The sequence below is a fragment of the Pseudomonas gingeri genome, from assembly GCF_013385635.1.
In the GTDB taxonomy this organism is placed as follows: Bacteria; Pseudomonadota; Gammaproteobacteria; order Pseudomonadales; family Pseudomonadaceae; genus Aquipseudomonas; species Aquipseudomonas gingeri_A.
Genome location: NZ_JACAPR010000048.1, coordinates 1 through 14835 on the forward strand (window position 1 = coordinate 1; position 14835 = coordinate 14835).

The 14835-nt window shown below is 62.5% G+C and carries 15 protein-coding genes; 7 read left to right on the forward strand and 8 right to left on the reverse strand.

Annotation, left to right across the window (positions count from 1 at the left end; genetic code table 11):
- Positions 1-146: 146 nt before the first annotated feature.
- Positions 147-1160, reverse strand: a complete 1014-nt coding sequence (locus HX851_RS32895; protein ID WP_177059364.1) for a zinc-binding alcohol dehydrogenase family protein — start codon at positions 1158-1160, stop codon at positions 147-149.
- A gap of 38 nt (positions 1161-1198) precedes the next feature.
- Positions 1199-1492: a putative quinol monooxygenase gene (locus HX851_RS32900; protein WP_177066463.1), complete on the reverse strand. Its 294-nt coding sequence runs from the start codon at positions 1490-1492 to the stop codon at positions 1199-1201.
- Between the two features lie 117 nt (positions 1493-1609).
- Here HX851_RS32900 and vimR point away from each other — a divergent pair, with 117 nt between their 5' ends.
- From vimR to HX851_RS32915, 3 genes are all read left to right on the forward strand, one after another.
- A complete protein-coding gene (gene vimR, locus HX851_RS32905; RefSeq protein WP_177059354.1) occupies positions 1610-2542 on the forward strand; it encodes a transcription regulator VimR in 933 nt (310 codons plus the stop codon).
- Between the two features lie 253 nt (positions 2543-2795).
- Positions 2796-3512, forward strand: coding sequence for an ArsR/SmtB family transcription factor (locus tag HX851_RS32910; protein ID WP_177059352.1), 717 nt, complete (start codon positions 2796-2798; stop codon positions 3510-3512).
- A 133-nt stretch (positions 3513-3645) separates the two neighbouring features.
- Entirely contained in the window at positions 3646-5025 is a 1380-nt protein-coding gene (locus HX851_RS32915) for an MFS transporter (RefSeq protein WP_177059350.1), read from the forward strand.
- 36 nt (positions 5026-5061) lie between these two features.
- Here HX851_RS32915 and HX851_RS32920 read toward each other — a convergent pair whose 3' ends face one another.
- Positions 5062-6015, reverse strand: a complete 954-nt coding sequence (locus HX851_RS32920; protein WP_177059348.1) for an adenosine deaminase — start codon at positions 6013-6015, stop codon at positions 5062-5064.
- Positions 6016-6210: 195 nt separating this feature from the next.
- On the opposite strand from HX851_RS32920, the gene HX851_RS32925 reads away from it, so the two are divergent.
- Complete coding sequence (locus HX851_RS32925; RefSeq protein ID WP_177059346.1) at positions 6211-7299, forward strand: calcium:cation antiporter; 1089 nt, start codon at positions 6211-6213, stop codon at positions 7297-7299.
- A 12-nt stretch (positions 7300-7311) separates the two neighbouring features.
- Here the strand turns inward: HX851_RS32925 and HX851_RS32930 are convergent, their stop codons facing one another.
- Positions 7312-7995 carry an SDR family oxidoreductase gene (locus tag HX851_RS32930; protein ID WP_177059344.1) on the reverse strand — a complete coding sequence of 228 codons (684 nt, stop codon included), beginning with the start codon at positions 7993-7995 and terminating at the stop codon, positions 7312-7314.
- On the reverse strand, positions 7985-8371 hold the full coding sequence (locus tag HX851_RS32935) for a MerR family transcriptional regulator (protein WP_177059342.1): 387 nt from the start codon (positions 8369-8371) through the stop codon (positions 7985-7987). The genes HX851_RS32930 and HX851_RS32935 overlap by 11 nt, the downstream gene beginning before the upstream one ends.
- Positions 8372-8455: 84 nt before the next feature.
- Between HX851_RS32935 and HX851_RS32940 the strand changes: the two genes are divergently transcribed.
- The gene (locus tag HX851_RS32940) at positions 8456-8884 is read left to right on the forward strand and encodes a hypothetical protein (protein ID WP_177059341.1); all 429 of its coding nucleotides are present in this window, start codon (positions 8456-8458) and stop codon (positions 8882-8884) included.
- Positions 8885-9287: 403 nt separating this feature from the next.
- Here the strand turns inward: HX851_RS32940 and HX851_RS32945 are convergent, their stop codons facing one another.
- The 3 genes from HX851_RS32945 to HX851_RS32955 all read right to left on the reverse strand — a co-directional run bounded on the left by HX851_RS32945 (position 9288) and on the right by HX851_RS32955 (position 11718).
- Positions 9288-9869 (reverse strand): IMPACT family protein, encoded by a 582-nt coding sequence (locus HX851_RS32945; protein WP_177059339.1) that lies wholly within the window; start codon positions 9867-9869, stop codon positions 9288-9290.
- A 24-nt stretch (positions 9870-9893) separates the two neighbouring features.
- On the reverse strand, positions 9894-10544 hold the full coding sequence (locus HX851_RS32950) for a TetR/AcrR family transcriptional regulator (RefSeq protein WP_177059337.1): 651 nt from the start codon (positions 10542-10544) through the stop codon (positions 9894-9896).
- A 253-nt stretch (positions 10545-10797) separates the two neighbouring features.
- A complete protein-coding gene (locus HX851_RS32955; RefSeq protein ID WP_177059335.1) occupies positions 10798-11718 on the reverse strand; it encodes a LysR family transcriptional regulator in 921 nt (306 codons plus the stop codon).
- Between the two features lie 124 nt (positions 11719-11842).
- On the opposite strand from HX851_RS32955, the gene aptA reads away from it, so the two are divergent.
- Positions 11843-13192: an omega-aminotransferase AptA gene (gene aptA, locus HX851_RS32960; RefSeq protein WP_177059333.1), complete on the forward strand. Its 1350-nt coding sequence runs from the start codon at positions 11843-11845 to the stop codon at positions 13190-13192.
- 73 nt (positions 13193-13265) lie between these two features.
- The gene (locus HX851_RS32965; protein WP_177066465.1) at positions 13266-14759 is read left to right on the forward strand and encodes a CoA-acylating methylmalonate-semialdehyde dehydrogenase; all 1494 of its coding nucleotides are present in this window, start codon (positions 13266-13268) and stop codon (positions 14757-14759) included.
- Positions 14760-14835 lie beyond the last annotated feature (76 nt).

Here is a 14835-nt window from a genome sequence, read left to right on the forward strand (position 1 = left end):
TCATTAGGCCAGTTCAAGCCCGCTCCTACACTGTTCGGGTTGTCCTGGATATTGCGGGCGCCTGAGGCCTCTGTGGGAGGGGGCTTGCCCCCGAAGCTTTTGGTGGCCTTGAGGGCCTCTTCGCGGGCAAGCTCCGCTCCTACAATTCAGAACCCTTCCAGCACGATCTTGCCCTTGGCCTTGCCGCTTTCCAGCAGGGCATGGGCGCGGCGCAGGTTGGCGGCGTTGATCTTGCCGAAGTGCTCGCCGACCGTGGTTTTCAGTACACCGGCATCGATCAGTTCAGCCACCCGGTTGAGCAGGTTGTGCTGCTCGATCATGTCCTCGGTCTCGAACATCGAACGGGTGTACATGAACTCCCAGTGCAACGACAGGCTCTTGCGCTTGAGCTTGCTGATATCCAGGCCTTTCGGGTCGTCGATCAAACCCAGCTTGCCTTGCGGCTTGAGGGCCTCGACCAGTTGATCCAGGTGCGTGTCGGTCTGGGTCAGGCTGGCGACGTGGGTCACGTGTGGCTGGCCCTGGGCCTTGAGTTCGTCGCTGAGCGGCTTGCTGTGGTCGATGACCAGGTCGGCGCCCAGGGCCTGCACCCAGTCCCGGGTTTCAGGGCGCGAGGCGGTGCCGATGACTTTCAGTCCGGTCAGTTGGCTGGCCAGTTGCGTCAGGATCGAACCCACGCCACCGGCCGCGCCGACGATCAGCAGGCTCTGGTCCTGATCAGCCTTGTCTTCGCGCACTTGCAGGCGCTCGAACAACAATTCCCAGGCGGTGATCGCGGTCAGCGGCAAGGCGGCTGCTTCGGCGAAACCCAGGCTTTGAGGCATATGACCGACGATGCGCTCGTCCACCACGTGCAGTTCACTGTTGGCGCCGGGGCGGACCAGGGAGCCGGCGTAGAACACCTTGTCGCCGATCTTGAACAGGCTGGTGTCGCTACCGACCGCCTTGACCACGCCGGCCACGTCCCAGCCGAGGACCTTGGCCTCGCCGTTTTCCGGCGGCATGTATTGACGGACCTTGGTGTCCACCGGGTTGACCGAGATGGCCTTGACCTCGACCAGCAGATCGCGGGGACCGGCGACCGGCACGGGCAGTTCGATATCTTGCAGCGACAGTGGATCGCTGCTGGGCAAGGATGAGTAGAAGGCAATGGCTTTCATGGGGAAGACTCCAGGGAGATTGGTAAACAAAGGGGTTGTCAGGAGAGAAACCGCAGGCGTTTGAGTTCGAACTGCTCGATCAGCCCTTCTGACTGTTGGCGGAACTGCTGGAAGTGGGCCGCCGCGAAATGGCTCGCCAGCGCGGCTTCATCGGTCCACTGCTCCAGCATGTAGAGGGTGTCGGCCTGCTCCAGATCGTCGTGCAGATCGTATTGATGGCAACCGGGTTCGGCACGGGATGGCACCTGCAGCGCTCGGAGCAGCTGTTCAAGCGCAGGGCGCCGGTCAGGTTTTGCAACCAGGATGGCCAGGGTGGTGAGAGTCTGGGACATGGGTGACGCCTCATGCTGTAACGGTGTGTGGCGGCATGATTAGTCATTTCCCTTGAGGATAAAACCGGCTAAAACAGCAGTCTCTTTCAATATTTTTTTGATAATCCGGGGGCTTTGGTGCTGCGTTTCGACGATTTGCAGTTGTTTGTGCGTGCCGCCGACCTGGGTAGCCTGTCGGCGGCGGCGCGGGTCATGGACTTGTCGCCGGCTGTGGCCAGTGCCTCGCTCAAGCGTATCGAGCAGCAACTGGGCGCGCGCCTGCTCGCCCGCTCGACCCGCAGCCTGCGGCTCACCGCCGAAGGCGAGGGGTTCCTGGAATATGCGCGGGCGGCCCTGAGTAACCTGGACGAAGGTCGGCGATTGCTGGCCAGCGGTCAGGATCAGGTCAGCGGGATTCTGCAGCTGTCGGCGCCTTCGGACTTCGGGCGCAACCTGCTGCTGCCCTGGCTCGACGAGTTCCAGCGCGAGCATCCGAAGCTGACGGTGCGCCTGCTGCTGGGCGATCGGATCGCCGACCTGTTCCGCCAACCGGTGGACATCGCCCTGCGCTATGGCGAACCGGAGGACTCGAGCCTGGTGGCGCTGCCGATCGCTCCCGATAACCGCCGCGTGCTGTGCGCCGCGCCCGACTACCTTGCGCGCCAGGGCGAGCCCTCTACCCTGGAGCAACTGGCCCAGCACAACTGCCTGCTGTTCATGCTCGGCAGCCGGGTCCATGACCAGTGGAGCTTTCACGATGGCAAGCGCGATATCAGCCTTACGGTCAGCGGCGATCGTTTCAGCGACGACGCCGACGTGGTGCGCTTGTGGGCACTGGCGGGAGCGGGGATTGCCTACAAGTCCTGGCTCGATGTCGGCACCGATGTGCTGGCCGGGCGGCTGAAGGTCCTGCTCCCGGAGTTATCCTGCGAGCGGGCACCGCTGAATCTGCTGTGCGCCCATCGCGCTCAATTGAGTAAGCCGGTGAACCTCTTGCGCGAAATGCTCAGCCGCCGTTGTGCCGAGCTGTCACGCCGGGCCCCGGCACGTCTCGCTTCCGGCGGGGGATAGCGGGGGTGTTTGGCGCGGGGCTTGTTACAACCGGTGCCGGAATAAAAGTCAGCACTGCTTCTATTGTGGTTTAGGCTTGATTCATTGGATCCAAAGCTTTTCGGCTGAAACGCATTTTGTTACGTTCGCCGGAGTTGCTTGCCGGAATGAGAAAATTTCCCGGATTTTGGCACTTTTGCGTCTTGGCTGGAGTGCCGGGATTTTTCAAGATGGCTTTGTGCGGTCGATCAATGTTTCAACAGGGAGTGAAGACATGGAATATGCACCTTGCATCAGTCAGATAGCCGCGTTGCTCGCAGACCCCAAGCGCAGCGCGATGATGTGGGCGTTGCTCGATGGCAGCGCACGGTCTGCCGATGAACTGGCCTTGCTGGCGGGTTTGTCCCTTTCATCCGCCAGTGCCCACCTGGCCCGCTTGAGCGGCGGCGGCTTGTTGCGGCTCGAGGCCCGTGGGCGCAAACGGTTCTTCCGCCTGGCGGCACCGGAAATCGCCACGGCCGTGGAAGCCCTGGCGAGCGCTTCCCTGGCCAGCGCGCCGCTGGCGGTGCAGAACTCGATCAAGCTCCCCGCCCCGGATGCGGCGGCGCTCAAGCGCGCCCGGCTGTGCCACGATCACCTTGGCGGCGAGCTGGCCTGCGAGCTGTACCAACGCCTGCTGATGGCCGGCTGGATCGAACAGCACGAACAACGGGTCCGCGTGACCAGCGCCGGTGCCCAGCGTTTTGCCGAGCGGGGGCTCTATATCCAGGCACTGGCCCATGGCAGCCGTGAGATGGTCTGTGTCTGCCATGATGTCCGTGAGCGACGTCCGCATCTGGGCGGTGTGCTCGGTGCGGGGCTGTTGCAGTTATTCCTGCAATCGGGCTGGCTGGCACCGATGGATGAGTCCAGGGCCTTGCGGGTTTCTTCGCTGGGAGAGCGGCAGATCGACAAGTTCGCCGCCCTGGTCGAGCTCGAACTGGCCGGTTGAGCCCGCCTGTTGCGGTTGCCTGCGACAGGGACGGCGCAGGCGTCGCTCAGGGATGCGAACAGGTCGTAACCAGAAATAAAGCCATCCGGTGATACCGCACACTCGATCGAGCATTCGAATCGAGGGATATCCCATGGAAAAACAAGGCTACAGCGCGGCGGAACGTCTGGAACGGCTGCCGATCAGCGGCTATCACCGACTGATCTTCATCATCATTGCCCTGGCCTTTTTCTTCGACTCGATGGACCTGGCCATGATGACCTTTCTGCTCGGCTCGATCAAAACCGAGTTCGCCCTCAGCAGTGCCCAGGCCGGCCTGTTGGCCAGTTCGAGCTTTTTCGGGATGGTGCTGGGCGCATCCCTGTCGGGCATGCTCGCCGACCGTTTTGGCCGCAAGCCGGTGTTCCAGTGGAGTATCGTGTTGTGGGGGCTGGCCAGTTACCTGTGCTCCACGGCGCAGACGGTGGAGACGCTCACGCTGTTCCGGATTCTCCTGGGGATCGGCATGGGCATGGAGTTTCCGATTGCCCAGTCGATGCTGTCGGAGTTGATCCCGGCCAAGCGCCGCGGACGCTATATCGCCCTGATGGACGGTTTCTGGCCCCTGGGTTTTGTCGCGGCAGGCGTGTTGTCGTACTTCCTGCTGCCGTTGGTGGGCTGGCGCGATATCTTCCTGGTCCTGGCGGTCCCGGCGGTGTTTGTCCTGGCGATCCGCTTTTTCATTCCCGAGTCGCCGCGCTGGCTGGAACAGGCCGGCCATCACGAGGCGGCGGACAAGGTGTTGTGCGGTATCGAGGATCGGGTCCGCGCCTCGCTCAAGCGCGCCGCCTTGCCGATGCCGGTACGCCTGCCACGGAGTGCGGACCGCCCGCCGAGTTTCTTCTCGGCCTTCCAGCAGTTGTGGTCGCCGCTGTACCGCCAGCGCACGATGATGATCTGGAGTGTCTGGTTCTTTGCCTTGCTCGGTTTCTATGGCCTGACCTCCTGGCTCAGCGCCTTGCTGCAGCAGTCGGGGTTCGCGGTGACCCAGTCGGTCTATTACACGGTGCTGATTTCCCTGGGCGGTATCCCGGGGTTCCTGGTGGCCGCCTGGCTGGTCGAGCTGTGGGGGCGCAAGCCGGTGTGCATCGTCACCTTGCTCGGCGGTGGGGTGATGGCGTTCCTCTACGGCCAGAGTGCGGTATTCGGCGGCAATGTCAGCCTGCTTATCGTGTCGGGCCTGCTGATGCAGTTCTTTCTGTTTGGCATGTGGGCGGTGCTTTATACCTACACCCCGGAGCTGTATCCGACGTCGGCGCGGGCCACGGGCTCGGGCTTTGCCTCGGCCATCGGCCGGGTCGGTTCACTGCTCGGGCCGCTGGTGACCGGGCTGGTGTTCCCGGTGACCGGGCAGGGCGGGGTGTTTGCCCTTGGCGCGCTGTGCTTTGCGATTGCGGCAGCGGTGGTCTGGCGCTTCGGCATGGAAACCCGCGGCAAGACGCTGGAGGAGTTGAGTGAAGGGGCGGTGGGTTAGTCTCCCACACAAGCACCGCTCCCCCAGGGGGCTGGACTAGGGTTTGACCAGTCGTGCATCCAGGCTGTTCTGCGCCAGGCGTCGGGCCTGGTCCTGGGTCATGCCCAGGTGGGTGTGCAGCGCGTGGAAGTTCTCGGTGACGTAGCCGCCGAAGTACGCCGGGTCATCCGAGTTCACCGTCACTTTCACACCCCGTTCGAGCATGTCGAGGATGTTGTGCTGGGACATATGATCGAACACGCAGAGCTTGGTGTTCGACAGCGGGCAGACGGTCAACGGGATCTGCTCGTCGATGATCCGCTGCATCAGCCGCTCATCTTCGATGGCCCGCACGCCGTGGTCGATCCGCTGGATCTTCAGCAGGTCGATGGCTTCCCAGATGTATTGCGGCGGACCTTCTTCACCGGCGTGGGCGACGGTCAGGAAACCTTCATGGCGCGCCCGGTCGAAGACCCGCTGGAATTTGCTCGGCGGGTGGCCCATCTCCGAGCTGTCCAGCCCGACCGCGACAAAGGCATCGCGAAACGGCAGCGCCTGGTCGAGGGTTTTCTGTGCTTCGTCTTCGCTCAGGTGACGCAGGAAGCTGAGGATCAGGCCGCTGCTGATGCCCAGTTGCTGCTCGCCGTCCTTCAGCGCCGCGGCGATGCCGTTGAGCACCACTTCGAAGGGGATGCCCCGGTCGGTATGGGTCTGCGGGTCGAAGAAGGGTTCGGTGTGGATCACGTTCTGCGCCTTGCAACGCAGCAGGTAGGCCCAGGTCAGGTCATAGAAGTCCTGGGACGTGCGCAGCACATCGGCGCCCTGGTAATACAGGTCGAGGAACTCCTGCAGGTTGTTGAAGGCGTAGGCCTGGCGCAGGGCGTCCACGTCGTTCCAGGGCAGGGCGATCTTGTTGCGCTCGGCCAGGGCGAACAGCAACTCAGGCTCCAGCGAGCCTTCCAGGTGCAGGTGCAGTTCGGCCTTGGGCAGGGCGTTGAGCCAGTCGTACATAGGTTTTTCTCATCAGGTGCAGATGACCGGCATTCTACAGATGACGGCCGAAGTATTGGCTAAAACCTGACCGGGCGGTTCAAAGCGCCTTGGCTTTGCGGCGATCCATCCGACCCCGGCCATGGCTGCGCCAAGATGTAACGAAACGCTGGCGGCTCGCCGCAGTCTGTAAGCCATCACCCTTGAGGCCGTGCGATGCTAACTCTATTGCGAGAAGAAAGGTTCCTGTTGCTGGCCGTGGTCATGGCGGCCGTCGCCTTTCCGCTGGAACATACGCTGCTGCACAGCGGCCGGGGCGTCGCGCTGGTTGCCGGACTGGTATTGATCGGGGCGATTGTCTGCGCTTCGATGCGGGTCGCCCATCACGCCGAGCTGCTGGCGGAAAAGGTCGGCGATCCCTACGGCACGATGATCCTGACGTTGTCGGCGGTACTGGTGGAAGTGGTGATCCTGGCGATCATGATGAGCAACGAGGCCTCGCCGACCCTGGTGCGCGATACCATCTATTCGGCGGTGATGCTCGATATCAACGGCATCCTCGGCCTGGCGGCGCTGATGGGCGGGATCAAGCATGGCGAGCAGTCCTACAACGATGATTCGGCGCGCAGCTACAGCGTGATGATCCTCACCGCGATGGGCGTGTCCATGGTGGTGCCGGAGTTCATTCCCGAGGCGGACTGGAAGATCTATTCGGCTTTCACCATCGGCGCGATGGTGTTGTTGTACACCTTGTTCCTGCGCATGCAGGTCGGCCCCCACAGTTATTTCTTCAGCTACAGCTACCCGGAGAAAAAGCGCAAGAATCCCAGCCAGGCGCAGACGCCACCGATCAACCTGGGGCAGTCCATCGCGACCCTGATATTCGGCATCGTGGTGATCGGCGCGCTGGCCGAGGTGATGTCCAAGACCCTCGACCTGGGCCTGGAGCATACGGGCGCCCCGCCGGTGATCACGGCAATCCTGGTGGCGGCGATTTCCGCCGCACCGGAAATCCTCACCGCCTTGCGCGCGGCCCTGGCCAATCGTATGCAGTCGGTGGTCAACGTGGCGCTGGGGGCGTCGTTGTCGACCGTGATCCTGACCGTGCCGGTGATGGAGGCCATGGCGCTCTACACCGGCCAGCCGTTCCAGATGGCGATGACGCCGGTGCAGACGGTGATGGTGTTGATCACCCTTATCGTCAGCGCGATCAACCTCAACGACGGTGAAACCAATGCCATCGAGGGCATGACCCACTTCGTGCTGTTCGCCACCTTTATCATGCTGTCGTTGCTGGGGCTCTAGGACCTTCGCCGCTTACCAGGGAATGGTCTCGCCCTTGTAGTTGATGAAGTGATGCCCGCCCTTGCCGGCAAAGGCATTCACCTGGTCGACCAGACCGCGGGTGCTGGTGGCGACATCGATGTCCGCGCCTTCGCCGCCCATGTCGGTTTTCACCCAGCCCGGATGCATCGACAGCACGGTAAAGGCCGGTGCCTCGATTTCGCTGAGGAAACTGTTGGTCATGGAGTTCAGCGCCGCCTTGCTCGCCTTGTAGAACGCCAGTTCCGGCGCATCCGGCACGGTCACACTGCCCAGGCCCGAACTCATGAAGGCGATCACCCCATAGCCCGGACGGATCTGATCGACAAAGCGCTGGGCCAGGGCCACGGGAGCGATGGCGTTGGTCATGAACAGTTGGCCGATTTCCGCCAGTGAGGCATTGCCCGGTTTCTGGTCCGCCGGGCCCTTGACCCCGGCGTTGACGAACAGCAGGTCGAAGACCTGGCCATCCAGGCGCTGGGCGAGGGCGGCAACCGCCGACGGGTCGTCCATCTCCAGGGTTTCGATCTGCACGTTGCCGACGGCTTTCAGTGCATCGGCCTTGTACACATCGCGCACGGTGGCGGTGACGTTCCAGCCGTCGGCCAGCAACTGTTGCACCAGACCCAGGCCTAGGCCCCGGGAGGCCCCGATGATCAATGCGTTCTTATCGCTCATGAGGTGATTCCTTGTGAAGTGAAGACTGGGTTCTCAGAGGACAACTCTGTTGCAGGCGATGCTGCAATTCCTGACGCAAGTCGCCAAGTTCGGCGATGCGTGCCTCGATCAGGTTCAGTTTGTCCTGCAGCAGTTGCGTGACCGCGGTGTCCGGGTCGGGCGCGTGCCACAGCGCCGCGACGCTGTTGCCGATTTCGCCGAGGCTGAAGCCCAGGCGCTGGGCGGTCTTGATATATAGCACCAGTTGCAGCATCTCGGGTGCGTAGTCACGATAACCGTTGGCGCTGCGCCGGGCGGCGATCAGCCCGCGCTGCTCATAGAAGCGCAAGGTATCGCGGCTGACGGCGCTGGCCCGGGCTAACTCGCCGATACGCATGGGATAGGCTCTCCGAGGGCTTGACCTTGGAGCATACTCCAGGCTTTAGGCTTTGTGCTCCCTGTCTGGATCTGGAGTTGTCGCATGTGGAGCACCGCACATTATCGTCGATTGGTCCGGGCCAGCGCCTGGTACGACCTGATCGTCACCGCTGCGTTTGTCACCCCCTGGAGTTTTCTCGCGCTGCACACCGTTTTGCGGGAGGTGAGCCAGGCACTGGGTTTGCCGGGGGAACTGCCGCCCTTCGAGCCTGTGCATATGTTGATGGCCAATCTGCTGGGCTCGATCGTCTGCGTCTGGGCGGTGCTGCGCATTCGTGATCCGCAACTGCTCTTCGGCCGTTATGACGCCGTCGGCCGGCTGCTGTTCGCGACCTGGCAGGCCTATGCGCTGAGCCAGGGGGCGAGCGCGATTATCGGCGTGTTCCTGTTCTTTGAAATAGCCTGGGGTATTGCGCAGTTGTCGCCGGTAAACGAGGGGCCTGCCCCCATAAGGCTCGACGCAAGACACTGAATGGGTGTGACGTTCGCGGTGGATCGCTACGCGGATGGTTTTTGCTGATCAAAAAACAACCAATCGTTCACAGGCTCGACCAGACCGGCAACCGGGACACCCTTGCACGGGTTATCCACAGGTTGCTCCACAGTATTTGTGCGCAAGCGCGAAACTTGGGCATAAGCGCCGGGCAGCTATTTCCCAAACGCGATAAACCCGGCTAAGCCGTTGTTTTCAGAAAGTTTCGGCCGTTATGGAGAACAATTGGACGAAAACTGATCAGCGCCCGCAAAGCCACGTTGCAGAAGGGTTACAGGCGGATGTGCTCAGGTTATCCACAGTCGGGTGCACAGTCATTGTGGGCAAAAGCCCGTGTGGCGGGTTGTCTGTGTATTACGCCTGTGGACAACGTTGTTGTGGTTTATCGCTGCAAGAGGATGCGTCCGCGACTGAGATCGGCCAGTTGCCGTTGCAGGGTGTCGATATGGCGTTCGCCGAGGGCCAGTTGCAGTTCCACGCCGTTGGCGGTGAATCGCTCCTCCACAATCAGGCCACCGGCTTCGGCGACCCGCAGCTTGACCAGCGCCAGTTCATTGAAGCCACAGGCACAACTGAGCGGCACGCGGCTGATCAGCTCGATGCGCTCGGCATTCTGCAGGCACTTGTTGGCACCGCCGCCATAGGCGCGGGCCAGTCCGCCGGTGCCCAGTTGGATGCCGCCGTACCAGCGGATCACCAGTACCGCCACCTGGTCGCAGTCCTGGGCCTCGATGGCTGCAAGGATCGGCCGTCCCGCCGTGCCGCCCGGTTCGCCGTCGTCGCTGCTGCGGTATTGATCGGCGAGTTTCCAGGCCCAGCAATTGTGGGTGGCGTCCAGGTCGCTGTGCTGCTCGATGAAGGCCTGAGCCTCGGCGACGCGGGTGATCGGGGCGGCGAGGGTGATGAAGCGGCTTTTGCGAATTTCTTCGCGATATTCGCAAAGGCCGGCAAGGGTAAAGGGCATACGGGATCGGCTTTGAGTGAGGGGTCAGAGCGGCGGCGTCAGGCCACAGCCCTTGAGAATGATACGGATCAGGTTGTTGCCGGCGTCTTCCATGTCCTGCTTGGTCAGGCGCGTGCGGCCGGTGACGCGGCAGATCTGGGTGGCGAAGTCGGCATAATGCTGGGTGCTGCCCCAGAGCAGGAAAATCAGGTGCACCGGGTCCACCGGGTCCATCTTGCCGGCGTCGATCCAGGCCTGGAACACATCGGCCCGGCCCTGGAACCAGGCGCGGTAGTCCTGGCTGAAATACTCGCTCAGGCATTCGCCGCCGCTGATGATCTCCATGGCGAAGATCCGCGAGGCCTGGGGCTGGCGGCGGGAGAACTCCATCTTGGCGCGGATGTAGCGCGTCAGGGCTTCGGCCGGGTCGTCCGCGGCGGTGAGGTGGTTGAAGGTGCTGTCCCACAATTCGAGGATGTTGCTCAGCACCGCGACATACAACCCCAGCTTGTTGGTGAAGTAGTAATGCAGGTTGGCCTTGGGCAGCCCGGCATTCTGCGCAATGGTATTCATGCTGGTGCCCTTGAAGCCATGACGGGCGAATTCGTCTTCGGCGGCCTTGATGATCGCCTCTTCGTTTTTCTGGCGAATGCGGCTGGCGGGTTTTCCGACGTGGGCAGGGACTTCAACGGTCATAGGCAGTTCCGAGCTGATCTGTGGGTGCAACCTGTGCACAGATAACTTACCCACAGGAATCAGACAAGCCTTAGCGCCATAAAAGCCTCGATGCTGCTCCATCCTGTCGCTTTCGAGGGTGTGATTTGCGGCAGCGCTCAAGCCCCGTGGGAGCGGAGCGTGTGCAGGGGCGGGGCTTGCCCGCTAAAGGTTTGGCGGCCTCAAGGGGCTCTTCGCGGGCAAGCCCACTCCCACAGGTCCGGCAGATGCCTGTTCAGCGTGTCGCCGCCAGGTTCTCCAGGAAGCTTTCCAGCACCAGGTGGGGACGCCGGCCCTTGCGTGTGACCGAGGCCAGGCTCAGGTCATAGAAACGGCTGCCGGCCTTGAGTGCGCGCAGCCGACCCTGCTGTACCCAGAGACTGGCGTAGTGATCCGGCAGGTAGCCGATATAACGGCCGGTCAGGATCAGGAAGGCCATGCCCTCGCGATCGGAGGCGCTGGCGGTGCAATTGAGCGCCTGATAGTGCGCCTGGATCTCGGCCGGCAGGCGGAAGGTCGGGGCAATCGCGTCCTGGTGGTTGAGGCGCTCATCCTCCAACTGCCGGTCATCGACATAAAACAGCGGATGCCCCACCGCGCAGTACAGCAGCGAACGTTCGCTGTACAAGGGCTGGTATTCCAGTCCCGACAGGGCGCTGGCCTGGGGCACCACGCCGACATGCAGGCGGCCGTCGAGCACACCCTGTTCCACTTCGTTGGGGGCGATCATGCGGATCTGGATCTGCACATCCGGCCCGCGTTCCTTCAACTGCGCCAGGGCATGGGTGATGCGCATGTGGGGCAGGGTGACCAGGTTGTCGGTCAGACCGATGATCAGTTCGCCGCGCAGGTGCCGGTGCAGGCCGTTGACCTCGGTGCGAAAACTCTCCAGGGCACTCAATAGCTGCAAGGCCGATTGATAGACCTCGCGTCCTTCCTCGGTCAGGGAGAAACCGGCGCGACCACGCTGGCACAGGCGCAGGCCGATGCGCTGTTCCAGGTCGCTCATCTGTTGGCTGATGGCCGAGCGACCGATGCCGAGCACGGTTTCCGCCGCGGAAAACCCCCCGCATTCGACGACGCTGCGAAAGATCCGCAACAGACGGATATCGAAATCGCTGACTTGCGCCAGGGGATCGGGGCGGCGGCTGCTCATGGTTTAGTCTGCTATTAACTGAAGGTTAGAAAAGTTGCATTTCACCGACTTTATCGCCGTGGCAATTTAGTCGCAAGAACGCTTTTAACGCCCACGCCGCTTAATGCCCTGCGAGGTTTCGCTCATGAACATGCCTGAAAACGCTCCGTCGTCCCTGGCCAGCCAGCTCAAGCTCGATGCCCACTGGATGCCGTACACCGCCAACCGCAACTTCCAGCGCGATCCTCGCCTGATCGTCGCGGCCGAAGGCAGTTGGCTGATCGATGACAAGGGGCGCAAGGTCTATGACTCGCTGTCGGGCCTGTGGACCTGCGGCGCCGGGCACACTCGCAAGGAAATCCAGGAGGCGGTGGCCAAGCAACTGGGCACCCTCGATTACTCGCCGGGCTTCCAGTACGGTCACCCGCTGTCGTTCCAGCTCGCGGAAAAAATCACCGCGCTGACGCCGGGCAACCTGAATCACGTGTTCTTCACCGACTCCGGTTCCGAGTGTGCCGATACCGCGGTGAAGATGGTCCGTGCCTACTGGCGCCTGAAAGGCCAGGCGACCAAGACCAAGATGATCGGCCGTGCCCGTGGTTATCACGGGGTGAACATTGCCGGCACCAGCCTCGGTGGCGTGAACGGCAACCGCAAGCTGTTCGGCCAGTCGATGATGGATGTCGACCACCTGCCGCACACCCTGCTGGCGAGCAATGCTTTCTCCCGTGGCATGCCGGAGCAGGGTGGTATCGCTCTGGCCGATGAACTGCTCAAGCTGATCGAACTGCATGACGCGTCGAATATCGCCGCGGTGTTTGTCGAGCCGATGGCCGGTTCCGCCGGTGTGCTGGTGCCGCCACAGGGCTACCTCAAGCGCCTGCGGGAAATCTGCGACCAGCACAATATCCTCCTGGTGTTCGACGAGGTGATCACCGGCTTCGGTCGTACCGGCGCGATGTTCGGTGCCGACAGTTTCGGTGTGACTCCGGACCTGATGTGTATCGCCAAGCAGGTCACCAACGGTGCCATCCCGATGGGCGCGGTGATCGCCAGCAGCGAAATCTACCAGACCTTCATGAACCAGCCGACGCCCGAGTACGCAGTGGAGTTCCCCCACGGCTACACCTACTCGGCACACCCGGTGGCTTGTGCGGCCGGCCTGGCGGCACTCGACCTGCTGCAGAAGGAAAACCTGGTGCAGAGCGTGGCGGAAGTTGCACCGCATTTCGAGAACGCCCTGCATGGCCTCAAGGGCAGCAAGAACGTGATCGACATCCGCAACTATGGCCTGGCCGGGGCAATCCAGATCGCCGGTCGCGACGGTGATGCCATCGTGCGTCCGTTCGAAGCGGGCATGGCGCTGTGGAAAGCCGGGTTCTATGTGCGCTTCGGCGGCGACACCCTGCAGTTCGGCCCAACGTTCAACAGCAAGCCGCAAGACCTCGACCGTCTGTTCGATGCGGTCGGCGAAGTGCTGAACAAGCTCGACTGATCCTTCTCTTTATAAAAGCTGCTTTCGCGGGAGCGAACCTTCGCTCCCGCTGACCCCTGTTCAGGAGCCCGTAATGAGCGCAATCCAACATTTGATCGACGGCCAACTGGTCAGCGATTCCGGTCGCACCGCCGCGGTATACAACCCATCGACCGGCGAGGTCATCCATCAGGTGCCGCTGGCGGATCGCGAGACTATCCAGCAAGCCATCGATTCGGCCAAGGCGGCGTTCCCGGCCTGGCGCAATACGCCACCGGCCAAGCGTGCCCAGGTGATGTTCCGCTTCAAGCAACTGCTGGAGCAGAACGAGGCGCGTATCGCCCAGTTGATCAGCGAAGAACACGGCAAGACCCTGGAAGACGCCGCCGGCGAACTGAAGCGCGGAATTGAAAACGTCGAGTACGCCTGTGCCGCTCCGGAAGTGCTGAAGGGCGAATACAGCCGCAATGTCGGCCCGAATATCGATGCCTGGTCGGACTTCCAGCCGCTGGGCGTGGTGGCGGGTATCACCCCGTTCAACTTCCCGGCCATGGTGCCGCTGTGGATGTACCCGCTGGCGATCGTCTGCGGCAACTGCTTTATCCTCAAGCCGTCCGAGCGTGACCCGAGTTCGACCCTGCTGATCGCCCAGTTGCTGCAGGAGGCCGGTCTGCCCAAGGGCGTGCTGAACGTGGTGCACGGCGACAAGACCGCGGTGGATGCACTGATCGAAGCGCCGGAAGTCAAGGCGCTGAGCTTTGTCGGCTCGACGCCGATCGCCGAATACATCTACGCCGAAGGCACCAGGCGCGGCAAGCGCGTCCAGGCCCTGGGCGGTGCGAAGAACCATGCGGTGCTGATGCCCGATGCCGACCTGGACAACGCCGTCAGCGCGTTGATGGGGGCCGCCTACGGTTCCTGTGGCGAGCGTTGCATGGCGATCTCCGTGGCGGTCTGCGTGGGTGACCAGGTGGCGGATGCCCTGGTGGCCAAGCTGGTGCCACAGATCAAGGCGCTGAAGATCGGTGCCGGTACGTCGTGTGGCCTGGACATGGGGCCTCTCGTCACCGCCACCGCGCGTGACAAAGTGGTCGGCTATATCGACGACGGCCTGGCCGCCGGTGCCGAGTTGGTCGTGGATGGTCGTGGCTACAGTGTTGCCGGTCATGAAAGCGGCTACTTCCTCGGTGGCACGTTGTTCGACCGCGTCACCACGCAGATGCGCATCTATAAGGAAGAGATCTTCGGGCCGGTACTGTGCATCGTGCGGGTCGACAGCCTGGAAGCGGCCATGCAGTTGATCAACGATCACGAATACGGCAATGGCACCTGCATCTTCACCCGTGACGGTGAGGCGGCCCGCTTGTTCTGCGACGAGATCGAAGTCGGCATGGTCGGGGTCAACGTGCCGTTGCCGGTGCCGGTGGCCTATCACAGCTTCGGTGGCTGGAAGCGTTCGCTGTTTGGCGACCTGCATGCCTATGGTCCGGATGGCGTGCGCTTCTACACCCGTCGCAAGGCCATTACCCAGCGTTGGCCACAACGTGCCAGCCATGAAGCTTCGCAGTTCGCGTTCCCGAGCCTGTAAAGTCACGGGATTGAACGCGGTCCCTGTGGGAGCCGGCTTGCCGGCGATGGCGTCTTTATGGGCGGTGCAAGGCTTG